The organism is Flavobacterium sp. GSB-24, assembly GCF_027924665.1.
Lineage (GTDB): Bacteria > Bacteroidota > Bacteroidia > Flavobacteriales > Flavobacteriaceae > Flavobacterium.
Window position 1 is genome coordinate 1,207,104 of the sequence record NZ_AP027043.1, and the last position, 23,108, is coordinate 1,230,211.

A 23,108-nucleotide genomic window follows, 5' to 3' on the forward strand; every position below is an offset into this window, starting at 1 on the left:
TTCGGCTAAAATATAAAAAATAACTTACAAATTTATCGCTTTTACAACTCAAATCTTTTTCCTTGTTCGGGATAGATTATCTTCAATCCCAAATCATTTTGATCCTTTAACTGCTGTTTAATCTTGGTAATATTTTTAGCAGGCGGTTTTAAATGTGTAATAATGATTTTGAAATTTTTTAAGGAATCTTTTCCAGCTAATTCTTCCAAAATGTGAAGTTCTTTCATTAAATAATTTGGGGTTAAATGACCAAATAAAAATTTATCAGGCTGTTCGTTCGGAAAAGAAACTTCAATAAAAATTCCTTTTAATTGTTTGGCTTTAACCAAAGGTGCAACTGCTGTCCATAAATCACGGAGATTATTGCTTTTTTCAACTTCATCTGGTCCAGTATCTCCTAAATAAAGTACATAATTATTTTCATTTTTAACTAAAAATGCAGTGCTTTCAAACGGATTGACATGACTTAGCGGAAATGCTTTTACTGTCATTGTGGTATTGCTAAGCGATGTTTCTTCGCCAATATTTAAAGTCTGAAAATGGTATTTTTTCAAAGGAAAACCAACGCCTTTGTCTCCAAAATTAGCCCAGGTCTGATCGTTAAAATAATGGTTTTCCATCATTTCCATACATTTATTAGTTGCGTAAACTGTTTTAGAAGAATCAGCAGGAGAGTTAATAATTAATCCCGAAACGTGATCTAAATGCGCGTGCGAAATTAGATAACCTTTAATGTATTTTCGTAAGACTTCATTAGTTGAAACTTTGAATGATTTCTTTTCAATCGCTTTTTCAATTCCTGCGTTTATAGTTCCTGCATCTAAACAAATAAAATCTTTTGTGTTGGATGGTGCTACTAAATAAGCCGAAAGATTTTTTTCATCGATACCACCTTTCACGCCTAAAGGCACAATTTGAAAAGAAGATTTTTGTTCTTTCTGAGAAAATATATTGGTTGAAATTAAAAGAAAGCAAACTAAAAGCCGACTGAAAACATTCATGTTTTTTTATTTTATTTAATGCAAATTTCATTAAATAAATTCAATTAATGCTGTTTCATTTCTGTTAATACTATTAAATAACCTTAAATTTACTTCTCTTTATAAATTAACTACAACTAGAAATTAATTCTAAAACGATATCTTTACATAAAAAATATAACAATTTTAACTAAAAAAGTTACAATGACAACAATAGCATCACAATTTGGCATGAATGAAGCTTTGGAAAAGCTGGGAATAAAACTAGTGAACGAAGGGACTTCAACAGGAACAGAAAATTTTGCATCGGGCGAAGTTTTGGATAGTTTTTCTCCAGTAGACGGAAAATTAATTGCTTCGGTTAAAACTTCAACTCTTGAAGATTATGAAAAAGTAATGCGTTCCGCTACAGAAGCTTTTAAAACTTTTAGATTAATTCCTGCGCCGCAGCGTGGTGAAATTGTGCGTCAGTTAGGGGAAAAATTGCGACAAAACAAAGAAGCTCTTGGAAAATTGGTTTCTTACGAAATGGGAAAATCATTGCAGGAAGGTCTTGGGGAAGTTCAAGAAATGATCGATATATGCGATTTTGCAGTTGGATTATCTCGTCAGCTTCACGGATTAACAATGCATTCTGAAAGACCAGGGCACCGTATGTATGAGCAATATCATTCACTTGGAGTTGTCGGAATTATTTCGGCATTCAACTTTCCTGTGGCGGTTTGGTCCTGGAATACGGCTCTGGCTTGGATTTCGGGTGATGTCTGTGTTTGGAAACCTTCTGAAAAAACTCCACTTTGCGGAATTGCCTGCCAAAATATTATTGCTCAAGTTATTAAAGAAAATAATCTTCCAGAAGGAATTTCATGTTTACTAACTGGAGATTACACTATAGGGGAGTTATTGACAAAAGACACTCGTATTCCATTAATTTCTGCTACTGGTTCTACAAGAATGGGGAAGATTGTAGCCCAAGCTGTTGCAGGAAGATTAGGTAAATCTTTATTAGAATTAGGCGGAAATAATGCCATTATAGTTACTCCAGATGCAGACATAAAAATGACTGTAATTGGAGCTGTTTTTGGAGCTGTGGGAACTGCAGGACAGCGTTGTACTTCAACTCGAAGATTGATTATTCACGAAAATATTTATGATAAAGTAAAAGATGCGTTAGTAGCTGCTTATAAACAATTAAGAATCGGAAATCCTCTTGACGAAAACAATCATGTTGGACCTTTAATTGATATGCACGCTGTGGAATTATACGCAGCAGCTTTAAATAGAGTAGTGGCCGAAGGTGGAAAAATTATAGTTGAAGGAGGAGTGCTTTCTGGAGAAGGTTACGAAAGTGGATGCTATGTAAAACCTGCAATTGCAGAAGCAGAAAATTCATTTGAAATTGTACAGCACGAAACTTTTGCCCCTGTTTTATATTTGATTAAATATTCTGGAGAAGTAGATAATGCAATTGAAATTCAAAATGGTGTTGCTCAAGGATTATCATCAGCAATTATGACGAATAATTTGCGTGAAGCCGAAAGATTTTTGTCTGTTACAGGTTCTGACTGTGGAATTGCAAATGTAAATATCGGAACTTCAGGAGCAGAGATTGGCGGTGCTTTTGGCGGTGAAAAAGAAACTGGAGGCGGACGCGAATCGGGTTCTGATGCTTGGAAAATCTACATGAGACGCCAGACGAATACAATTAATTATACTACAAATCTTCCTTTGGCACAGGGGATTAAATTTGACTTGTAATATTTTAATTAAAAAAATAAAAAAGGCTTCCAGATTTGGAAGCCTTTTTGTTTAGTTTTATTTTTTTAATAGTGTTTGATTAAATGAACCGTCGGTTGTGTAAATTTTGGCTAGATAAGTTCCAGGAATTAAACTGCTTGTATCAATACTTTCAGTTTGTTTTCCAGAGGTAATAACTAAATTTCCAGAAATATTATAAATAATAACTTTCTCGACTTTTTGATTTGGATCTGACAAATATAAAGTACTTGAAACTGGATTTGGATATAATATTATTTTCGAATTAGTGCTTTCAGCTACTAAAGCATCGCTTGCTGGTGCAACTTTTAATGTACTGCCTCCATAAACTGTACTGATGTAAAACAAATTTGCAACAGAACCTTTTGTTATAGTATGTGAACCTGCAGCGATTGATGCTGTTATAATACCTGCCGATGCAGTATAAGAAACATTATCTACTTTAATTGTTCCAGTAAAATTGGAGTCAAAAACCAAAGTTAATGTAGATGTACTTGTAGTTGTATAGTTGATAGTAGTACTAGATTCTATTTTTAAACGCTCTGTTAATGTTAAACCGTTATAGGTTACAGATCCAGGTGTAGAATTCATATTTCCTGTAATTGCATAAAATGAACTCGTTTTTCCAGATGTAGTAAAGTTATGAATTTCACTTCCAGAAGAACCTGTCGAAACAGTAATCGTTCCAGATGCTGTTACTGGAGATCCTGCTGTTCCAGAAGTCGTTACAGAATACGATATATTTGCTGTTGGTGTTCCTGTAATAGTTATTGTTTTTGCGGTTGTGTTTTTTACAAAGCTTAATCCAGAAGCTGGTATTCCAGTAACGGCTGCGTCTGTGGCATTTCCACCCCAAGTAAATACGATTGTGCTAATTGCGGTTCCAGAAGCGACAGTTTGACTATTGTTTCCAGAAGAAGTTAAAGTTTGGTTTCCTGCCGCAGTCACGGTTATAGTTCCAGATCCAGTTGCTGGCGAGCCGCTAGTTCCAGAAGTTGCAATTGAGTAAGAAACAGTTGCAGTTGGTGTACCAGTAATAGTTATTGTTTTTGCAGTTGTATTTTTTACAAAAGTTAATCCAGAAGCTGGTAATCCTGTTACAGTTGCATCTGTTGCATCACCGCCCCAAGTAAAAACAATTGAACTTATCGCTGAACCACTTACGACAGTTTGATTATTATTTGCAGATGAAGTTAATGTTAAAGTCTGAGTTCCTGCAGGCGGATTACCTTCTCCTTGTACCGAAACTAAAGTCCCTGTATAATTTGTCAGTGCCGTTTTTAATGCAGTAATTACTAATGATGAAGTATCGTCAGTTGCATTATTAAATACCCACTGTAAATCACCTCCCGAAACACGTCCGGCATATTGCGTTGTTTTCGTTTTTGCTGTTGATGGCTGATCGATTACAAGGTTTTTCACGTATAAAGCAGCATCAGTATCAAAATTATTATAGGTATTCGCTCCCGATTTAGATTTCACAGAACTGCTTACAACTTCACCTCTTGTTGTAGCTACGTAAGCATCAAAATCTGTTGTAGAGCTGATTTTTCCTGCTATATTGTATAAAGGATTTGGATCATTGTAAGCTACGAAACGCATATTGTTTGTTCCATTTGAAGCATCGAAAGTATTGTTGAAAGCTTTAATACTTCCTCCAGCTTCGCCAGAAAATGTCCCCATTGTACCAGCGTTGTTTACCTGATTGGCTTCATCCCAAATATCAGTTCCTTGAAGAGAAGTCAACATTGGATGTTTACTATTTCTAAAATAATTTCCTTCTACAAATAAGGAAGATCCCAATGTAGATCCTGAGCCATATTTTGCAACCCCATCAAAATAATTGTTATAAATGTGAGCAGAATAATAACGTACTCTTGGATGACGAGAATCAGAATGATCGAACCAGTTGTGATGATATGTTATGTACAAACCAGATGTTGTTCCTTCACTTAATCCTAAAAGACTGGCTTTTCCATTATCCCAAAAGTGATTGTAAGACAATGTAATATAAGTTGAAGTTTTATTGTCTAATGCGCCATCTCCTTTTATTTGATCGGCATCACTTCCTGCATTTCCATAAAATAAATCACAATTGTGAACCCAGACATGATCATTATCTTGCTGCATTCCAACATTATCTCCAGCTGTACTGTTGCAATTCATGAAACCAAGATTATTCACTTCAATGTTGGATGCCGATTTTAAACGAACTCCCCATCCATTAGCTACAGCATCATTACCAATTCCTTCAAAAGTTACATAACTTGAAGCATTGTTAGCATTTTCAATTACAACATCGCCACCTTCCATAACAGTCATATCAGTAATATTTCCGATCAAACGAATGATAAACGGACGAGTGTCTTTTCCTTTCTTAATCGCATAAAGAATATTTTGTAAACCAATGCAAGGATTTGTACTTGCTCCAGTAATATTCATTGAAATCGTGTTTTTGGTATTTTGTGTAATGTAAAGAATAACGGCATTATCCTTCGGAGTACCGTCAGCTTTGTATCCGCCGGGAACACGGCCACCTTCAAAAGCAAATCCATTTCTATCGTGAGCAGTAACAGCTAAATTACCTGTAGTAGCTCCAGTTCCTTCTGTCCCATTTACGACAGGTTTTACTTTTACAGTATAAGTCCCAGCTTTCAAGCCTGGAATATCAGCACGAAAGTAAGATCCATAACTTCTAATAAGCTGATCGTCTATTTTTTTGTCTGTAAATCCGTTTCCGGTGTAATAAACATTGTAAGACTGCGCACCACTAACAGGCTGCCATTTAACAAATGCTGTTTCTAACCAGCCTGAAGCTTCGGTAATTGTAAGTGATTGAGCCCATAACTGAGCTGTCATGAGAAAGACAACCAATAAGAGTAGGTTTTTTTTCATAATTGTGTGGTTTAAGAATGTTAATAATAGTAAGTGGTTTTACTACCGTTACAAGTGGTTAATTGTAATCGATTACACAAAAATATATATTAATTCTTAAATCAATAATTATTTTATCAAAAAAAAGATAATAACAAAAAATATTAGCGTTTAAAATATTAAAAATGTAATAAATTGCATTGATTGTAATTTATTACATATTGTGAATATTGGCAAAATGCTTAATTTTATTAGTATTTTGTGAATTTCATTTTCTAATATGTGATTTAATAATAAAAATGCATTTTTTTTAATTACATTTATTACATTGTAAAATTTTGTAAGAATACACTTTGTTTGTCTTTTAAAATATAAGAAATAGTTTTAAAAATGAAGAAGTTAATTCCGTTTTAGAAATAGGGAAAAATAGATTTGAATTGATTGCAACAAAAAAGCCTTTCTGATTTTACTCAAAAAGGCTCTTAATAATATTAAATAGATTATTAGTCTTTGCTTGATAGTTTAGCTAGAAGTCTTAAGAATTCAATATACAACCAAACTAATGTGATCATTAGCCCCATTGCACCATACCATTCCATAAACTTGGGCATTCTTTCTTGAACACCTTTTTCAATTAAATCAAAATCTAAGAATAGATTAAGAGCGGCTACAATAATCACAAAAACGCTGATACCAATGCTCATCATTGAATTTCCATAATGAACAGGAGTAAAGCTTGTAAACATTGATATAAGCCAAGAAATTAAATAATAAGTTGCAATGGCCAACGTAGCTGCAATCACAACAGATTTAAATTGTTCGGTAACTTTAACAATTTTGAATTTGTATAAACCTAAACAAACTAAGAAAGTTACTAGAGTTGCTCCAACTGCATTAATTACAATTCCAGGAAATTTCAATTCAAATATGGCAGAAATCCCTCCAATAAATAAACCTTCAAACAATGCATATCCTGGAGCTAAATAAGGTGAAGCCTGAGGTTTAAAAGCAGAAACAAGTACCAGAATAAAAGCAACTATTGCTCCTCCAATTGTTGGCAGCATCGGGTTCATTCCATTAAAAGCCATCCACCATGTTACCATAGCGGCACCACATAAAATTAGAAATAAGATTGCCGTTTTATTAATTGTTCCAGACAAAGTCATTTCTTGATTGTAATCAATAATTTGAGCTTGGTGTACTTCTTCAGCTTTTGAAGTTGCACTAGAAAAACGCTTACTGTTTAAAAACGGATTTTTTGAATTAAAGTTCATAATTTAATACATTTAATTGAACTCAAATATATGGAGATTTTTTGAAGTGCAATTGAATGAGAGAAATTTTTAACATGAATTTCTCTTCCTTATTTACGGTATAAAAAAAATCCACCAAAACTAAATTGATGGATTCTTTTATATTTTAATTTAAGAAGAAATCTTATTTAATTCAAAAGATCTAAAACTAATGAAGGGAATAAACCTAATGCAATATTTAATACAATAGACACTACTGCAACGGCATAAATAAGAAATGGTTTTCCAGTTCTTTCTTGATTTGGTTCTTTAGAATACATTGCTATAATTAGTTTGAAATAATATCCAACACTTATAATAGAATTGATTACAGCAACAATTACTAAACCAATATATCCTGCTTGGATAGTTTGATTGAATAAGAACAACTTCGCAAAGAATCCTGAGAAAATCGGGATTCCAGCCATTGATAATAATGAAGCTGTAAGAATAGCAGCCAATAACGGATTTGTTTTTCCTAAACCATGAAAGTTTGTAATGTCTTCATTGTCATGATCTCTGCATACATATAAGATAACACTGAAAGCAGCGATCCCGGCCAAAGCATAAGCTGCAGTGTAATATAATAAAACACCAGCAGAAGCAGAAACAGTTAATAATGTCATTAACATGAAACCAGCATGAGAAATTCCAGAAAAAGCAAGCATACGTTTAACGTTCACTTGTCTCAGTGCCATAATGTTACCAACAGACATTGAAGCGATTGAAATGATAACCACTATAACTTCAAACGTATGTAAAAGATCTTGGTTTTCTAATGAAGAAATGAAATTCATACCAGCAATTAATTTGAATAAGGTTGCAATTGCGACCACTTTTGCCAATGTACTCATCAAAGCTGTTGTTAAAGCTGGAGAACCTTCGTAAACATCTGGAGCCCAGAAATGGAAAGGAACTGCAGCAACCTTAAACAACATTCCAACTACCATTAAAATCATTCCGATAGGAAACCAGATTGGTAATTCTGCAGACAATGCACTTTCGTGTATTTCACTGATGTCAAAACTTCCCATTGCTCCATAAATCAAACAAATTCCAAATAAAATAATACCTGAAGCAAATGATCCCATTAAGAAATATTTCATTCCCGCTTCGTTACTTTTTAAATTTAAACGTTCGCTGGCCGCTAAAACATATAAAGCGATTGATAAGATTTCAATACCTAGAAAGAACATTGCTAAGTTTCCAAAAGAAACCATTGCAACAGCTCCGGCAAGTAAGAATACTTTAATTGCCACGAAATCTGAAATTTTTGATGGATGTTTGTGATAAAAATTATGGCTTAATGCTACAAGGAAAATCGTCAAAACGATGAATAACGATGAAAAAGCTGTAGAGAACTTTGACACTGCTATCATATTGTTGTAATAACTTTGTTCAGTTCCAAATTCGTAGAAATTAAGAGCCAAGACACCTAATAAACCAACAATGGTAATAGGAACGATGGCTTTTCTTAAATTAAGAATTTCAAACAATAGGCAGAAAATACCCAATCCTGTTATAGCTATTAATGTATTCATTTTTGTCTTTTTGAGTTAGGATTTCAAATTATGATTGTAATCCTAATTTATTTTTTGTTTAAAATATTAGTTCTTATTGATAACTTGTAAAATCGTTTCCAAGCTTGGTGTAATCAAATCTGTAATTGGTTTTGGATAAAATCCGAAGAACAATAAAACAGCAATTATTACTGCAAATGAAATTCCTTCGTTCAAAGAAACATCTGCAAAAGTTTTAGAATTGGTTTCGCCTAACATTACATGCTGGAACATTCTCAACATATAATAAGCTCCCAAAATAATTGTAGTTCCTCCCAAAATTGCAAACCAAATATTGATTTGAGATAAACTGTATAAAACTGTAAATTCTCCAACAAAGTTAAAAGTACTCGGCAATGCAACAGAAGCTAATACTAAGATTAAAAACATTGAAGTAAATTTTGGAGACTGCGTACGGATACCGCCCATTTCTCCAATTTCTCTAGTTTCAAATCTTCTGTAGATTACTTCAGCAGCAAAGAATAATCCAACTACCACAAAACCGTGAGCGATCATTTGCAAAACAGCACCTCTTAAACCATCAAGAGTTAAAGTATAAGATCCTGCAGCAATTAGTCCAACGTGAGCAAGAGAAGAATAAGCTAATAATTTCTTCAAATCTTTTTGTCTCAATGCAACGATCGAACCGTAGATTACACCTGCAATTCCTAAACCAATAAAGATATACATGTATTCTTTAGCAGCAATCGGCGTAAGAGGCAATTGCCAGCGAATTACACTGTACAATCCCATTTTTAGCATGATACCAGATAAAAGCATTGTTCCAACAGTTGGTGCTTTTTGGTAAACATTTGCCTGCCAAGTGTGAAACGGAATAATTGGAATTTTGATAGCATAAGCTAAGAAGAAAGCCAAGAAAATCCAGAACTGTTCGCAAGCAGATAACTCTACTTTATATAAATCTTCAATTAAGAAAGAACCAGCTTTTTGATATAAATAAATGAAGGCAGTTAACATGAATAATGAACCAGCAAGGGTGTAAATAAAGAATTTAACCACAGCTTTTCTGCGTTCTTCAGCATCCCCATTACCCCAAATTAAAGCAATAAAGTAGATTGGAATAAGAGCTAACTCCCAGAAAATATAATATAAAAGACCATCAGCAGCTAAGAAAGTTCCAGTCATTGCAAAAGCCATAAATAAGATCAATGCATAAAAACCTTTAGCATTTTTATATTCATTTCCGAAAGAAGAAAATATGATAATCGGAGTTAAAGCGGCAGTTAGTAAAACCATTGCAAGTCCAAGTCCGTCAGCATTTAAAGCAAATGAAATTTTTGGCTGTGTAATCCAGCTGTTGATTACGCTGATATTTTCACCAGCAGAAAAATTATTCAATAATACAATTGAACATCCTAAAGCGGCTAAACTAAAAAGTAAAGCAACTTTCGAAGCTAGTTTGTCACCAGAAAAATAAGTGGCAAATGCACCAATTAAAAGTATAATTAATATAGTAGAAACGTTCATAGTAATAATATTATTGAGCTAAAAATATATAGGAAACAATTGCACAAAGTCCTAAAACAAAAACAAATAGATATAATCCTATACTTCCGGTTTGTAATTTTTTTCCTTGAAAAGCAATTTCGTTTGCTATTTTACCTAATCCAAAAACAAGAGCAGATAATCCGGTTTCGATGTAATCTCTAAAGAATTTAGATAAACTATTAACAGGTGCTACAAATACAGCATCGTAAATTTCGTCTACATAATATTTGTTGTATAACACTTTGCTTAAACCAGTAATATTTTCATCAGATTCTGGAACATTATCTTGTTTAAAGTATTTTACGTAAGCAATTAAAATTCCAAGTAATCCTCCTAAAACAGCGACACCCATTAGAGTATATTCTGTTGTGCCTAAATGATGTTGTTCACCAGCCACTTTTGTGAAAAGAGGAGCAAGATATTCATTCAACCAGCTGTTTCCAGGTAAACTGATTAATCCGCCAAAAGTTGCTAGAATAGCTAAGATGATAAGTGGAATTGTAATTAATGAACCACTTTCGTGTAAATGATGTTTTTGCTCTTCAGTTCCTCTAAATTCTTTAAAGAAAGTCAAGAATATTAATCTAAACATATAGAAAGCTGTCATAATTGAAGCAATAGAGCCAACAACGTATAATGGAATACTGTGGTGGAAAGCAGTCAATAAGATTTCATCTTTAGAAAAGAATCCAGAAAAGAATGGAACTCCTGAAATTGCCAATGAAGAAACTAACATAGTCCAGAAAGTAATTGGCATTGCTTTACGCAGTCCACCCATCTTACGCATATCTTGCTCTCCGTGTAATCCGTGAATTACAGATCCAGAACCTAAGAATAAACAAGCTTTAAAGAAAGCGTGCGTGATTACGTGAAATACTGCTATTTCGTAAGCTCCAAATCCTAATGCTAAAAACATTAATCCTAATTGTGAAACTGTAGAGTAAGCGAGTACTTTTTTAATATCAGTTTGAACCAATCCAATTGTAGCCGCAACTAATGAAGTGATCGCTCCAATAATTGCAATTACGTTTTGAACATCGTGAGCTAAATCAAAAACAAAGTTTAATCTCGTTACCATAAAGATACCCGCAGTAACCATTGTAGCAGCGTGGATTAATGCAGAAACTGGAGTTGGTCCAGCCATCGCATCAGGTAACCAAGTGTATAACGGAATTTGAGCAGATTTACCACAAGCTCCAATAAACAAGCATAAAGCTGCTAGAGAAAGTAATGGTAAATTTAAATTAGAAGCTCCAGCAATTGCCGTTTTTAAAGTTGCATAATCTAATGTAGAGAACATCGAACCAATGATGAACATACCGATTAATAAACCTAAATCTCCAATTCTGTTCATGATGAAAGCTTTTTTAGCAGCATCATTGTAATCTTGGTTTTTATGCCAGAATCCAATTAATAGGTAAGAACAAAGTCCAACACCTTCCCATCCGATGAAAAGAACTAATAAGTTACTTCCAATTACAAGTGTAATCATGAAGAAAACGAACAAGTTTAAGTAAGCAAAAAACTTGTGCATGTTTTCGTCATCATGCATGTAACTAATAGAGTATAAATGAATCAAAGATCCGATTCCAGTTACAAAAAGTAACCAAAGAACAGATAATTGATCTAATAAAAATCCAAGATTGATTTTTAAGTTGCTGATTTGAATCCAATCAAATAAAGTAACCTGAATTCCTTTTCCAGTTGCTGTTATTTGATTAAAAAGTAAAAGAGAAACTACAAAAGAAATTGCTACGGCAATAGTTCCGATGGCACCAGAAACTGTTTTTCCTAAGCTTTTTCCAAAAAAGACATTTACTAGAAAACCTAGTAAAGGAGTTAAAACTAAAATTAAAGCTAAATTGGTATCCATTTCTGATTATCCTTTTAAATTTTTTAAATTATCGATACTAATTGAGCCGATATTTCTAAAAATAGAAACTAAAATGGCCAATCCTACCGCAACTTCGGCTGCAGCAACTGCCATCGAGAAGAACACAAACACTTGTCCTTGTGCATCTTGATGATAAGTTGAAAAAGCAACAAATAAAAGGTTTACCGCATTCAACATAATTTCGATAGACATGAAAACGATAATAGCATTTCGTCTGTACAATACACCAAAAATACCAATACAGAAAAGTACAACACTTAAAAAGATGTAGTTTTCAATACCTATTTGATTTAATATATTACCCATTATTTATTATTTAATTTTTCTTTTTTAGACAATAAAACTGTTCCAATCATTGCAACCAAAAGTAAGATTGAAGCAAATTCGAATGGAACCATATATTCGTTCAATAATATTTTACCTAAAACTTTAATCGATTGGAAATCTTCTCCTGTAGAGTCGTATTCGCCAACAATTGGTTTAGAATTGATGAAAAGCGCAATCAAAACGATTAATATTAAACAGAAAGATACAATTGCACCTAAACGTGTAATTCTAGGACGGTGTACTTCTCGCTGTTCGTTCAGGTTCATCAACATGATTGTAAACAGGAACAAAATCATAATAGCTCCGGAGTAGACTATTATATGTACAACTGCTAAGAACTGAGAATTTAATAATAAATAATGACCAGCAATTGAAAAGAAACAGATCACTAAATAAATAGCCGAGTGAATTGGATTTCTGCTGAAAATCGTCAAGAAAGCAGTAATAACTGTAATAAACGCTAAAAAGCAAAAGATAACTTGAACAGTAGTTGCGTGTGCAAAATCAGGAATATGTATCATTTTTAGTTCGCGTTTTTAAGTTGAGCATTTTTCATAGCCATTTCTAAAGGCATCACTAATTTGTCTTTTCCGAAAATGAAATCTTCTCTTTCGTAACTTGCAGGAACTAAAACTTTAGAAGTAGTTAAGTAAATAGCGTCTTTTGGACAAGCTTCTTCACACAAACCACAAAAAATACAACGAAGCATATTTATCTCATAAATCTCAGCGTATTTTTCTTCTCTATACAAATGTTTTTCATCCGGTTTACGCTCAGCAGCTTTCATTGTAATGGCTTCTGCAGGACATGACAAGGCACATAATCCGCAGGCAGTACAGTTTTCACGACCTTGCTCATCGCGTTTCAACATATGCTGACCACGATAAACTGGACTCATTGTACGCACTTGCTCAGGATAGTGAATAGTCACTTTTTTTCTGAATAAGTGTTTCAATGTGATAAACAATCCTTTTACAATCGCCACAAGATACAATCGCTCTAAAAAAGTCATCTCTTTATTAGAGACCATCTTTTTTCTACCCGATAATGATATAGTTTCTATTGACATTTTTACTATTATATTTTGTGATTTTATAATTTGAGGTAATCAAATTCAAAATCTATTTTGTTTTTATTTGAAGCTTAATCCTACTGTCCGCTGTATCTTTTATTATTCACATAAAAGGATATTGCTTATAGAAGGTCTCGAGCAGTACGGTTCTTAGAATCCTAAAGCAGCTGCGATATCGTGTCTTAAGATAACAGCGCCCGTAATCATAATATTAATAATCGAAAGCGGAATTAAAATTCTCCAGCCTAAGTTCATTAATTGGTCATATCTAAATCTTGGAATTGTCCAACGAACCCACATGTAGAAAAATATGAAGAAACATATTTTAGCAAACAATACCGCGATTCCTAATAAGTTACCAGTATTAACGCCAACATTTTCTACCATCCACTCCATTCCTGGGTAATTATATCCTCCAAAGAATAATACCGAAATAATAGTTGCAGAAGTAAACATACTCGCATATTCAGCAAACAAATAGAATCCCATTTTCATTGACGAATATTCTGTATGGTAACCTCCAATTAATTCTGATTCACATTCTGCTAAGTCAAAAGGTGTTCTGTTAGTTTCTGCAAACGAACAAATTAAGAAAATTAAAAACGACAAAGGCTGATAAAAAACATTCCAGTTCATACCTTGTTGTTGTAATGACATTTCTTTTAAGCTCATTGTTCCGGTCATCATCAATAATGCAATCATCGATAATCCCATCGCAATCTCGTAAGAAACCATTTGAGATGCTGCACGAACAGCTCCCATTAATGAGAATTTATTGTTAGAAGCCCATCCACCAATCATGATACCGTAAACTCCAACAGAAAGAACTCCAAAGATATATAACAAAGCAATATTAACATCTGTTGCCTGAAGGATAACTTCTCTGCCAAAAACATGAAGTCTGTCTCCCCAAGGAATAACAGCACTTGTCATTAAGGCTGTACTCATTGCAATTGCAGGACCTACAACAAATAAAAATCTATTTGGAGTATTTGGAAAAAATTCTTCTTTAGAGAATAATTTCATACCATCGGCAAGCGGCTGTAATAAACCTCCCCAACCTGCGCGGTTTGGACCAACACGATCTTGTAAAAAAGCTGCAACTTTACGCTCAGCCCAAGTGGAATACATCGCCATAATCATTGTTACGGCAAAAACCACAACAATTACAACACTCTTTTCTATAATAAACGCACCATCTACCATCGTTAAGAATTTTTGTTGTTAGTGTTTAATGGAATTTCAGCCATACTAATTTTTTTACGGTCAACATCTCTACCCATAAGAATATTCTTTTCAGTATCGATTTGTACTTTTTCTAATTTTTGAGTGTAGTTATTTTGGTTGATAACAGAATCTTTTTCAAACTCTCTTGGTCCTTCAATAACCCAGTCGTTTACATCTTTGTGATCAAAACGACAGCTGTTGCAAATGAATTCCTCAACTTCATGGTACTCATCTTTACGACCAGTTACACGTTGAATTTCTCCACCAAACATCCAAACAGTAGTTTTACCACAGCATCCTGGAGTAGTACATTCTCTATGTGCATTGTAAGGTTTGTTAAACCAAACTCTTGATTTAAAACGGAAAGTTTTGTCTGTTAAAGCTCCAACCGGACAAACATCGATCATGTTTCCAGAGAACTCATTTGTGATGGCTTTAGAAATACAAGTCGAAATATTAGCGTGATCACCACGATCTAATACTCCGTGAACTCTATTGTCTGTCAATTGATCTGCAACTTGTACACATCTTTGGCATAGAATACAACGGTTCATATGCAGTTGAATATTTGGACCAATATCTTCTGGTTCAAATGTTCTTTTTTCTTCAATATAACGTGATTTTGGATTTCCGTGCTCAAAACTTAAGTTTTGAAGATCACATTCTCCAGCCTGATCACAGATAGGACAGTCTAACGGGTGGTTAATCAATAAAAATTCTGTCACAGATTTACGCGCTTCGGTAACTCTTGCAGAAGATTTACTGTTTACTTCCATTCCGTCCATACATCCTGTTACACAAGATGCCATCAATTTTGGCATTGGTCTTGGGTCAGCCTCACTACCTTTAGAAACTTCGACTAAACAGCAACGACATTTTCCACCGCTGCCTTTTAATTTTGAGTAATAGCACATGGCTGGCGGTACCAAATCTCCACCAATCATACGTGCAGCCTGCAGGATCGTTGTTCCTGGCTCTACGTCTATACTTTGACCGTCTATGGTTACTTTCATCTCTATATTTTGTTTTTTTAGTTTCAGGTTTAATGTTTCAGGTTGAACTTGAAACTAAAAAAACTTGAAACTTGAAACTATTTTAAACTGTTTGTCTGCCTACTAAATGCTTCACTTGCGAAAAAGGTTCAGCAACAAAGTGATCTCTATTTTTGATTTTTTCAGGAAAACGAACGTGATATTCAAATTCATCTCTAAAGTGACGAATTGCAGCTGCTACTGGCCAAGAAGCTGCGTCTCCTAAAGGGCAAATTGTGTTTCCTTCAATTTTACTTTGAATGCTCCACAACAATTCGATATCTTCTTCACGGCCTTGACCGTTTTCGACTCTCCATAAAATTTTCTCCAGCCATCCTGTTCCTTCACGGCAAGGTGTACATTGTCCGCAAGATTCGTGGTGGTAAAAACGTGCAAAGTTCCAAGTGTTTCTTACCACACATGCAGTATCGTTATATACAATGAATCCTCCAGAACCTAACATAGATCCAGTTGCAAAGCCACCATCACTTAAAGATTCGTAAGTCATTAAACGATCTTCACCATTTGCTGTTTTGAAAATCAAATCTGCTGGTAAAATTGGTACAGAAGATCCTCCTGGCACAAATGCTTTTAATGGACGGCTAGAAGACATACCTCCTAAATATTCATCAGAATTCATGAATTCGTCAACACTTAAACCTAATTCAATTTCGTAAACTCCAGGGTTTTTGATGTGTCCAGAAGCAGAAATTAATTTAGTTCCCGTAGAACGTCCGATTCCAATTTTAGCATAATCGTCACCAGAATTGTTTACAATCCATGGCACCGTTGCAATAGTTTCAACATTGTTTACCACTGTTGGATTTGCCCAAAGTCCTGAAACTGCTGGGAAAGGCGGCTTAATACGAGGATTTCCTCTTTTACCTTCTAAAGACTCAATAAGTGCAGTTTCTTCTCCACAGATATAAGCTCCAGCTCCACAGTGAACGTGAAGTTCAAGATCGTAACCTGAACCTAATATATTTTTTCCTAACCATCCTGCAGCTTTAGCTTCGGCGATTGCTCTTTCTAAAATTTTGAAAACCCACATATATTCTCCACGAATGTAGATATAGGAAAGGTTAGCTCCCAATGCGTAGCTTGAAGTAATCATTCCCTCGATCAATAAGTGAGGAATATACTCCATCAAAAAGCGATCTTTAAAAGTCCCTGGTTCAGATTCGTCAGCATTACAAACTAAATGTCTTGGTCTTCCTGATTTTTTATCAATAAAGCTCCATTTCATTCCAGCAGGGAAACCTGCACCACCACGGCCGCGAAGCCCCGATTTTTTTACTTCTTCAGTAACTTCGTCTGGTGTAAGAGTTTTTAAAGCTTTTTCTACAGAAGCATAACCACCATTTTGGCGATATACTTCGTAGGTTTTAATTCCAGGAATATTGATTTTATCTAATAATATTTTTTGTGACATCTTATTTATCGTGTAATATTATTTTATCATCTCTACAATCAGCAATAATCTGATCGATTTTTTCTTCTGTCAATTTCTCTTTGTAGAAATCACCTAACTGCATCATTGGAGCATATCCGCAGGCACCTAAACATTCTACACCAGCAATGGTAAACATTCCGTCTGGAGTTGTTTCGCCCATTTTAATGCCTAATTTTTCAGAAGTATAATCCATTAAATCTTCGGCACCACGCAGGCAGCAGCAAGAAGTCTGGCAAAACTCAAACATATACTTACCAATTGGCTTTTGGTTGAACATGGTGTAAAAAGTAACCACTTCATAAACTTCAATCGGTTTTATCTGAAGAATTTCAGCAACCTTATCTTGAAGTTCAATACTAAGCCAGTTGTTGTGTGCATCCTGAACTTCGTGCAAAACAGGCAGTAAAGCCGATTTTTGTTTGCCCTCAGGATAATGACTGATCAATTCATTGATGCGGTTCATCAATGCTTCGGTCATGTTTATTTCTTGTTTGTAATGTTTACGTTCCATTTTTAATTTTAGATTTCAGATTTTAGATTTTAGATTTTTTCAATCTTTCTCTACAATCCATGATTCTTCAATCATTGTTTAAGTTTTAGATTCTTCAATCTGAATTTTTCAATTCCTAATTATAATTTTAAATCTAAATTCTAAATGCATTCTCAATCAGCAATCTAAAATCTAAATTCTACAATTTTTAGGCATCTAATTCACCTGCAATTACATTTAAACTTGATAAAATAACAATTGCATCAGAAAGTAAAGCACCTTTGATCATTTCTGGATATGCTTGGTAATAAATAAAGCATGGTCTTCTGAAATGTAATCTATATGGAGTTCTACTTCCGTCTGTAACTAAATAAAATCCGATTTCTCCGTTTCCTCCTTCTACCGGGTGGTAAATTTCTGCAACTGGTACAGGAACTTCTCCCATTACGATCTTAAAGTGATAAATTAAAGATTCCATAGAAGTGTAAACATCTTCTTTTGGAGGAAGGTAGTAATCTGGAACTTCAGCATGATATTCGTTTCCTGGAGGCATTTTTTCTAACGCCTGACGAATAATGCTTAAACTTTCCCAAACTTCAGCATTACGCACACAGAAACGATCATAAGTATCTCCTGATTTTCCAACAGGAACAATAAAATCGAAATCTTCGTAAGATGAGTAAGGCTGTGCAACACGAACATCATAATCAACACCCGCAGCACGCAAGTTTGGACCTGTAAATCCGTAAGCCATTGCTTGTTCAGCAGAAATTGCGCCTACATTTACAGTTCTATCAAGGAAAATTCTATTTCTTTCAAATAAGTTTTCGAATTCTTTCCAAGCAATTGGAAATTCTTCAAGGAAAGTATCTAGTTTTTTGAAAGCTTCTGGAGACCAGTCTCTTTCAAAACCACCAATTCTTCCCATATTTGTAGTTAAACGAGCTCCACAAATTTCTTCGTAGATTTCGTAGATTTTTTCTCTAAATTGAAAAACGTATAAGAAACCAGTATACGCACCAGTATCTACACCCAAAATCGAGTTACAGATTAAGTGGTCTGTAATACGAGCCAATTCCATTACGATAACTCTTAAGTACTGTGCTCTTTTAGGAACTTCAATACCTAATAATTTTTCTAAAGTCATCCACCATCCCATATTGTTAATAGGAGAGGAGCAATAGTTCATACGGTCTGTAAGAGGTGTAATTTGATAAAAAGGACGATTTTCGGCGATTTTTTCGAAAGCTCTGTGGATGTAACCAATAGTTGGTTCAGCCTCAAGAATTCTTTCCCCATCCATCAACAGTATATTTTGAAAAATACCGTGTGTTGCAGGGTGTGTCGGACCTAAATTCAGAACTGAAAGTTCACTTCCGTCTTCGTTTAGTTTCTCCTTAATTATTTTAGCATAACGATGCTCTGGTGGTAATAATAGTTCTGACATTTTATAATGTTGAATTATTTATTTTTTAGCAATTTGTTGTTGTTCTTCCAAAGAATCTGTCGTCTTTATCAGTTCTTCCGCTGTCTTCCATTGGGAATTCTTTTCTCATCGGGAAAGACACCATTTCGTCCATATTCAAAATACGTTTCAATTGCGGGTGACCAATAAAATTGATACCAAAGAAATCGTATGTTTCTCTTTCCATCCAGTTTGAACTTAAAAAGATATTTGAAATTGATTTGATTTCTGGTTTTTCACCATTTAGAAAAACTTTGATCTTTAATCTTTTGTTTTCGTACCAATTGTGCAGGTGATATACAACTGCAAATTGACGTTCTGCTTCATTGTCTGGGTAATGAATACCACATAAATCAGTTAAGAAATGAAAACGTAATTCTGGATCGTTTTTAAGGAATAAAATCAACGCTGTAATTTTATCAGCCGAAGCTTCTAAAGAAAAAATATCTCTTTCTTGTTGAAAGTTAAAAACATCGTTATTAAATGTTTCTGTAAGTTTATCTTGAATCTGGGTATTTTCTAAAGCCATCTTATGAGATATTATATGAAGCTAATAATTCTTGGTATTCTGGTGAGCTTCTGCGTCTCACAGATTCGCTTTTTACCAATTCTTGAAGTCTCATTACTCCATCTACGATTTGTTCTGGTCTTGGTGGGCATCCTGGCACATAAACATCAACAGGGATTACTTTGTCAATTCCTTGAAGAACAGAGTAAGTATCAAATATTCCTCCTGATGAAGCACATGCTCCAACTGCAATTACCCAGCGAGGTTCTGACATCTGTTCGTATACTTGTCTTAAGATAGGTGCCATTTTTTTTGAAATAGTCCCCATTACTAATAACATATCTGCTTGACGTGGAGAAAAACTCACACGCTCAGATCCAAATCGTGCCAAATCGTAATGTGAAGCCATTGTTGCCATAAACTCAATTCCGCAACAAGATGTTGCAAAAGGTAAAGGCCAAAGAGAATTCGCGCGTGCCAAACCAACAACATCATTAAGTTTTGTAGCGAAGAAACCTTCTCCTACAACTCCTTCCGGTGGCGCAACCATATTTACTTTTGAATCGCTCATTTTATTTTAGATTTTAGATTTTAGATTTTAGATTTTTTCAAATCTTAGTCTATGATCTATATTTTTAAAATCATTATTGTATTTTGAGAAATTAAGCTTTCAAATCTAAAATTCTAAATCAAAACAATCTAAAATCAAAAATCTGAAATCTAAATTTTCTTATTCCCACTCTAGTGCTTTCTTTTTGATGATATAAAAGAAACCAACTAAAAGTAATGACATGAAAACTAACATTTTCAGCATTCCTTCAATTCCTAAATCTTTGAAGTTTACCGCCCAAGGATAAAGGAAAATTACCTCTACGTCGAACAATACAAATAAAATGGCAACTAGGAAATATTTAACAGAAAACGGAATACGGGCATTACCAACAGATTCGACACCGCATTCGAAGTTTTTATCTTTAACTTCAGAGGTTCTTCTTGGTCCTAATTTTCCAGAAATAATGATTGTTCCTACTACAAAACCAACAGCTAGAATAAACTGCATTAAAATAGGAATGTAACTGTATTGATCAGATTGCATAAACTTCGATTTTTTACTTAAAAAATGAGCCACAAAGATAACTTTCAACTCTGTAAAACACAAGCTAAAAAAGGTTTTAAGTGAGGTACGAAATAGCGTTTATGCCTAATTTTTATTGATTATAAATAACAGGACGTTATTTTAATATTATTTTAAGAAAAGAGAAAAAAAAAACGTCTCGATATTAATCGAAACGTTTTCTAGACCATTCAGAGGCAAAAAAAATAAATTGCTATATTTTTCTTAGATTACTGCTACTTTAGCAGCAACTTTCCCTTTTCTTCCTTCTTCTTCTTCATAGCTTACACGGTCTCCTTCGCGTAATTCTTCCGCGTTAATTCCTGAAGCGTGAACGAAGATATCCTTTCCTGTTTCTTCGTCTGTAATGAATCCATAACCTTTAGATTCATTGAAAAATTTTACTGTACCTGTACGCATTGTAATTGTAATAATAATTTATAATAAAGCAAATGTAACATATAAATTCATACAAAAGACACTAAGGTGTTAATTTTTTGTAAAAATTATTGATTTCCAGTGTTTTTACGTAGTTTATTGCATCAAATTTTATATGAAATACCATAATTTGAGAATCATTTATTGTAGGAATATAAAAACAAGCCATTTGTAAGAATTTCATATTTCGAAAAATGATTATTTTAAGATTATTTTGATGTTTTCATATAAAAAAAGCGCCTGAAAATTTTTCAGGCGCTTTTAGGTATTTAATTTCTATAATTTAGATAGAATCGATTTTAATATGTAATTCTTTCAATTGTGCATCGTCAATTGCTGCAGGTGCATCAATCATAACATCACGTCCAGAATTATTTTTAGGGAAAGCAATGAAATCTCTAATAGTTTCCTGACCTCCTAAAATAGCAACTAATCTATCCAATCCAAAAGCTAAACCACCGTGAGGAGGCGCTCCGAATTGGAAAGCGTCCATTAAGAAACCAAATTGCGCTTTTGCTTCTTCTTCGGTAAACCCTAAATATTTAAACATTAACTGCTGAGTAGCTTTATCGTGAATACGAATAGATCCTCCGCCAATTTCGTTTCCGTTTAAAACCATATCATAAGCATTTGCACGAACTTTTCCTGGTTCTGTTTCTAGCAAAGCCATGTCTTCTGGTTTAGGAGAAGTAAATGGATGGTGCATAGCATGATAACGGCCGCTTTCTTCATCTAATTCTAATAATGGGAAATCTACAACCCATAATGGTGCAAATTCTTCTGGTTTACGCAATCCTAAACGAGTTGCTAATTCCATACGAAGTGCAGAAAGCTGTGCACGTGTTTTGTTTGCAGGACCAGAAAGTACAAAAATCATATCTCCCGGATTTGCTTCTGTAGCTTTTGCCCAGTTTGTTAAATCCTCTTGATCGTAGAATTTGTCTACAGATGATTTAAACGTTCCGTCTTCGTTGCATTTTACATACACCATTCCTGATGCTCCAACTTGCGGACGTTTCACCCAGTCAATTAACCCGTCAATTTCTTTACGAGTATAATTTCCTGCTCCAGGAACTGCAATTCCGACAACTAATTCGGCACTATTAAAAACTGGAAACTCTTTATGCTGTGCAAATTCGTTTAATTCGCCAAACTTCATTCCGAAACGGATGTCTGGTTTATCATTTCCGTATGTTTTCATGGCATAGTCGTAAGTAATTCTAGGGAATTTATCTACTTCAATACCTTTAATTTCTTTTAATAAATGTCTTGTCAAGCCTTCAAAAACATTCAAAATGTCTTCTTGTTCTACAAATGCCATTTCGCAGTCGATTTGTGTAAACTCCGGCTGACGGTCTGCGCGTAAATCTTCATCACGGAAACATTTCACGATTTGGAAATATTTATCCATTCCTCCAACCATCAAAAGTTGTTTGAAAGTTTGCGGTGATTGTGGCAAAGCATAAAACTGTCCTTCGTTCATACGGCTCGGTACAACGAAATCTCTTGCTCCTTCTGGAGTAGATTTAATTAAATAAGGAGTCTCTACTTCGCAGAAATCTAAATCTGATAAATATTTACGAACTTCCATTGCCACTTTGTGACGGAATAATAAACTGTTTTTTACAGGATTTCTTCTGATATCTAAATAACGATACTTCATTCTGATATCTTCTCCACCGTCAGTTTCATCTTCAATTGTAAATGGAGGAGTTAAAGCAGTATTTAAAATCGTTAGTTCAGAAACTAAAATTTCGATTTCACCAGTTGGAATGTTTTTGTTTTTAGCTTCACGCTCAATTACAGTTCCTTTTACTTGAATAACAAATTCTCTTCCTAGAGTTTTAGCCAATTCAAAAACTGTTTTATCGGTACGGCTTTCATCAAAAATAAGTTGTGTAATTCCGTAACGGTCACGTAAGTCAACCCAATTCATAAATCCTTTATCGCGTGACTTTTGTACCCAGCCCGCTAGAGTAACTTCCGTATTAATATTTGAGGCATTTAGTTCGCCGCAATTATGACTTCTATACATGATGCAAATTTTAGACTGCAAAAGTAAACACAAAATTCAAATTAATATAGTAAAGTGATAAGTT

The 23,108-nt window shown here is 34.2% G+C and carries 20 protein-coding genes; 1 reads left to right on the top strand and 19 read right to left on the bottom strand.

Going from position 1 to position 23,108, the window contains the following annotated elements:
• Positions 1 to 41: 41 nt before the first annotated feature.
• Entirely contained in the window at positions 42 to 1,001 is a 960-nt protein-coding gene (locus QMG60_RS05465) for a 3',5'-cyclic-nucleotide phosphodiesterase (RefSeq protein WP_281867141.1), read from the bottom strand.
• A 183-nt stretch (positions 1,002 to 1,184) separates the two neighbouring features.
• On the opposite strand from QMG60_RS05465, the gene QMG60_RS05470 reads away from it, so the two are divergent.
• On the top strand, positions 1,185 to 2,738 hold the full coding sequence (locus tag QMG60_RS05470) for an aldehyde dehydrogenase family protein (protein WP_281867142.1): 1,554 nt from the start codon (positions 1,185 to 1,187) through the stop codon (positions 2,736 to 2,738).
• Between the two features lie 57 nt (positions 2,739 to 2,795).
• Here the strand turns inward: QMG60_RS05470 and QMG60_RS05475 are convergent, their stop codons facing one another.
• The 18 genes from QMG60_RS05475 to aspS all read right to left on the bottom strand — a co-directional run bounded on the left by QMG60_RS05475 (position 2,796) and on the right by aspS (position 23,044).
• A complete protein-coding gene (locus tag QMG60_RS05475; protein WP_281867143.1) occupies positions 2,796 to 5,651 on the bottom strand; it encodes a T9SS type A sorting domain-containing protein in 2,856 nt (951 codons plus the stop codon).
• 482 nt (positions 5,652 to 6,133) lie between these two features.
• Positions 6,134 to 6,904 carry a Bax inhibitor-1/YccA family protein gene (locus tag QMG60_RS05480; RefSeq protein ID WP_057115684.1) on the bottom strand — a complete coding sequence of 257 codons (771 nt, stop codon included), beginning with the start codon at positions 6,902 to 6,904 and terminating at the stop codon, positions 6,134 to 6,136.
• A gap of 167 nt (positions 6,905 to 7,071) precedes the next feature.
• Complete coding sequence (locus QMG60_RS05485) at positions 7,072 to 8,463, bottom strand: NADH-quinone oxidoreductase subunit N (RefSeq protein ID WP_281867144.1); 1,392 nt, start codon at positions 8,461 to 8,463, stop codon at positions 7,072 to 7,074.
• Positions 8,464 to 8,529: 66 nt separating this feature from the next.
• The gene (locus tag QMG60_RS05490) at positions 8,530 to 9,969 is read right to left on the bottom strand and encodes an NADH-quinone oxidoreductase subunit M (RefSeq protein ID WP_281867145.1); all 1,440 of its coding nucleotides are present in this window, start codon (positions 9,967 to 9,969) and stop codon (positions 8,530 to 8,532) included.
• 10 nt (positions 9,970 to 9,979) lie between these two features.
• Positions 9,980 to 11,863, bottom strand: a complete 1,884-nt coding sequence (gene nuoL / locus QMG60_RS05495; RefSeq protein WP_281867146.1) for an NADH-quinone oxidoreductase subunit L — start codon at positions 11,861 to 11,863, stop codon at positions 9,980 to 9,982.
• A 6-nt stretch (positions 11,864 to 11,869) separates the two neighbouring features.
• Positions 11,870 to 12,190: an NADH-quinone oxidoreductase subunit NuoK gene (nuoK, locus tag QMG60_RS05500; RefSeq protein ID WP_008466103.1), complete on the bottom strand. Its 321-nt coding sequence runs from the start codon at positions 12,188 to 12,190 to the stop codon at positions 11,870 to 11,872.
• Entirely contained in the window at positions 12,190 to 12,732 is a 543-nt protein-coding gene (locus QMG60_RS05505) for an NADH-quinone oxidoreductase subunit J (protein ID WP_057115695.1), read from the bottom strand. The genes nuoK and QMG60_RS05505 overlap by 1 nt, the downstream gene beginning before the upstream one ends.
• Before the next feature lie 2 nt (positions 12,733 to 12,734).
• Entirely contained in the window at positions 12,735 to 13,280 is a 546-nt protein-coding gene (locus QMG60_RS05510) for an NADH-quinone oxidoreductase subunit I (RefSeq protein WP_281867147.1), read from the bottom strand.
• A 153-nt stretch (positions 13,281 to 13,433) separates the two neighbouring features.
• A complete protein-coding gene (gene nuoH / locus QMG60_RS05515; protein WP_281867148.1) occupies positions 13,434 to 14,489 on the bottom strand; it encodes an NADH-quinone oxidoreductase subunit NuoH in 1,056 nt (351 codons plus the stop codon).
• Positions 14,490 to 14,491: 2 nt separating this feature from the next.
• Positions 14,492 to 15,523 carry a 2Fe-2S iron-sulfur cluster-binding protein gene (locus QMG60_RS05520; RefSeq protein ID WP_281867149.1) on the bottom strand — a complete coding sequence of 344 codons (1,032 nt, stop codon included), beginning with the start codon at positions 15,521 to 15,523 and terminating at the stop codon, positions 14,492 to 14,494.
• An 82-nt stretch (positions 15,524 to 15,605) separates the two neighbouring features.
• Positions 15,606 to 16,973, bottom strand: a complete 1,368-nt coding sequence (gene nuoF, locus QMG60_RS05525) for an NADH-quinone oxidoreductase subunit NuoF (RefSeq protein WP_281867150.1) — start codon at positions 16,971 to 16,973, stop codon at positions 15,606 to 15,608.
• Between the two features lies 1 nt (position 16,974).
• Complete coding sequence (locus tag QMG60_RS05530) at positions 16,975 to 17,505, bottom strand: NAD(P)H-dependent oxidoreductase subunit E (RefSeq protein ID WP_057115709.1); 531 nt, start codon at positions 17,503 to 17,505, stop codon at positions 16,975 to 16,977.
• Positions 17,506 to 17,692: 187 nt separating this feature from the next.
• The gene (locus tag QMG60_RS05535) at positions 17,693 to 18,931 is read right to left on the bottom strand and encodes an NADH-quinone oxidoreductase subunit D (protein WP_057115711.1); all 1,239 of its coding nucleotides are present in this window, start codon (positions 18,929 to 18,931) and stop codon (positions 17,693 to 17,695) included.
• Between the two features lie 25 nt (positions 18,932 to 18,956).
• The gene (locus QMG60_RS05540; protein ID WP_057115713.1) at positions 18,957 to 19,478 is read right to left on the bottom strand and encodes an NADH-quinone oxidoreductase subunit C; all 522 of its coding nucleotides are present in this window, start codon (positions 19,476 to 19,478) and stop codon (positions 18,957 to 18,959) included.
• A gap of 1 nt (position 19,479) precedes the next feature.
• The gene (locus tag QMG60_RS05545; protein WP_035646217.1) at positions 19,480 to 20,028 is read right to left on the bottom strand and encodes an NADH-quinone oxidoreductase subunit B; all 549 of its coding nucleotides are present in this window, start codon (positions 20,026 to 20,028) and stop codon (positions 19,480 to 19,482) included.
• A gap of 159 nt (positions 20,029 to 20,187) precedes the next feature.
• Entirely contained in the window at positions 20,188 to 20,553 is a 366-nt protein-coding gene (locus QMG60_RS05550; protein WP_057115716.1) for an NADH-quinone oxidoreductase subunit A, read from the bottom strand.
• Positions 20,554 to 20,796: 243 nt separating this feature from the next.
• Positions 20,797 to 20,991 (bottom strand): cold shock domain-containing protein, encoded by a 195-nt coding sequence (locus tag QMG60_RS05555; protein WP_007137066.1) that lies wholly within the window; start codon positions 20,989 to 20,991, stop codon positions 20,797 to 20,799.
• A 301-nt stretch (positions 20,992 to 21,292) separates the two neighbouring features.
• Complete coding sequence (gene aspS / locus QMG60_RS05560) at positions 21,293 to 23,044, bottom strand: aspartate--tRNA ligase (RefSeq protein WP_134138985.1); 1,752 nt, start codon at positions 23,042 to 23,044, stop codon at positions 21,293 to 21,295.
• Positions 23,045 to 23,108: the final 64 nt, after the last annotated feature.

Excerpts from the sequence above, each read along its gene's own strand:
- QMG60_RS05535 (WP_057115711.1), bottom strand. The coding sequence starts at position 18,931 with ATGTCAGAACTATTATTACCACCAGAGCATCGTTATGCTAAAATAATT.
- QMG60_RS05470 (WP_281867142.1), top strand. The coding sequence starts at position 1,185 with ATGACAACAATAGCATCACAATTTGGCATGAATGAAGCTTTGGAAAAG.
- QMG60_RS05485 (WP_281867144.1), bottom strand. The coding sequence starts at position 8,463 with ATGAATACATTAATAGCTATAACAGGATTGGGTATTTTCTGCCTATTG.
- aspS (WP_134138985.1), bottom strand. The coding sequence starts at position 23,044 with ATGTATAGAAGTCATAATTGCGGCGAACTAAATGCCTCAAATATTAAT.
- QMG60_RS05490 (WP_281867145.1), bottom strand. The coding sequence starts at position 9,969 with ATGAACGTTTCTACTATATTAATTATACTTTTAATTGGTGCATTTGCC.
- QMG60_RS05510 (WP_281867147.1), bottom strand. The coding sequence starts at position 13,280 with ATGTCAATAGAAACTATATCATTATCGGGTAGAAAAAAGATGGTCTCT.
- QMG60_RS05555 (WP_007137066.1), bottom strand. The coding sequence starts at position 20,991 with ATGCGTACAGGTACAGTAAAATTTTTCAATGAATCTAAAGGTTATGGA.
- nuoL (WP_281867146.1), bottom strand. The coding sequence starts at position 11,863 with ATGGATACCAATTTAGCTTTAATTTTAGTTTTAACTCCTTTACTAGGT.
- QMG60_RS05540 (WP_057115713.1), bottom strand. The coding sequence starts at position 19,478 with ATGGCTTTAGAAAATACCCAGATTCAAGATAAACTTACAGAAACATTT.
- nuoF (WP_281867150.1), bottom strand. The coding sequence starts at position 16,973 with ATGTCACAAAAAATATTATTAGATAAAATCAATATTCCTGGAATTAAA.
- nuoH (WP_281867148.1), bottom strand. The coding sequence starts at position 14,489 with ATGGTAGATGGTGCGTTTATTATAGAAAAGAGTGTTGTAATTGTTGTG.
- QMG60_RS05545 (WP_035646217.1), bottom strand. The coding sequence starts at position 20,028 with ATGAGCGATTCAAAAGTAAATATGGTTGCGCCACCGGAAGGAGTTGTA.
- QMG60_RS05505 (WP_057115695.1), bottom strand. The coding sequence starts at position 12,732 with ATGATACATATTCCTGATTTTGCACACGCAACTACTGTTCAAGTTATC.
- QMG60_RS05520 (WP_281867149.1), bottom strand. The coding sequence starts at position 15,523 with ATGAAAGTAACCATAGACGGTCAAAGTATAGACGTAGAGCCAGGAACA.
- QMG60_RS05550 (WP_057115716.1), bottom strand. The coding sequence starts at position 20,553 with ATGCAATCTGATCAATACAGTTACATTCCTATTTTAATGCAGTTTATT.
- QMG60_RS05475 (WP_281867143.1), bottom strand. The coding sequence starts at position 5,651 with ATGAAAAAAAACCTACTCTTATTGGTTGTCTTTCTCATGACAGCTCAG.
- nuoK (WP_008466103.1), bottom strand. The coding sequence starts at position 12,190 with ATGGGTAATATATTAAATCAAATAGGTATTGAAAACTACATCTTTTTA.
- QMG60_RS05480 (WP_057115684.1), bottom strand. The coding sequence starts at position 6,904 with ATGAACTTTAATTCAAAAAATCCGTTTTTAAACAGTAAGCGTTTTTCT.
- QMG60_RS05530 (WP_057115709.1), bottom strand. The coding sequence starts at position 17,505 with ATGGAACGTAAACATTACAAACAAGAAATAAACATGACCGAAGCATTG.
- QMG60_RS05465 (WP_281867141.1), bottom strand. The coding sequence starts at position 1,001 with ATGAATGTTTTCAGTCGGCTTTTAGTTTGCTTTCTTTTAATTTCAACC.